The sequence below is a fragment of the Micromonospora sp. LOL_015 genome, assembly GCF_048060275.1.
Taxonomy (GTDB): domain Bacteria; phylum Actinomycetota; class Actinomycetes; order Mycobacteriales; family Micromonosporaceae; genus Micromonospora_E.
Window position 1 is genome coordinate 1 of record NZ_JBHMIO010000212.1, and the last position, 343, is coordinate 343.

The window sequence follows — 343 nt, forward strand, 5'->3', positions numbered from 1 at the left end:
CGAGGCGTCGGCCTGCTCCCTGGAAAACCCCGAAACCTGTGAGGCCTGCCAGTGACCACCGCCCCCGAAACCAGCAACGCAACCGCAATCCCAACCGCGACCGCCGCCGGTCGGCGGCAGTTGCTGCTCGACCCCGGCATGGACCTGACCCTGCGGCCGATGCGCTACCCGCAGTTCTTCGACCGGTTCCGGGACGCGATCAAGAACACCTGGACGGTGGAGGAGGTCGACCTGCACTCCGACCTGCCGGACCTGGCCAGACTGTCGCCGGCCGAGCAGCACCTGGTGTCCCGGCTCGTCGCGTTCTTCGCCACCGGCGACACCATCGTCGCGAACAACCTGG

1 protein-coding gene is annotated in these 343 nt (G+C 68.5%); it reads left to right on the plus strand.

The window, feature by feature from the left end:
* Positions 1-138 precede the first annotated feature (138 nt).
* Positions 139-343: ribonucleotide-diphosphate reductase subunit beta (locus tag ACFHWU_RS29535; RefSeq protein WP_416592356.1), on the plus strand; the 205-nt coding region annotated here is incomplete at its 3' end.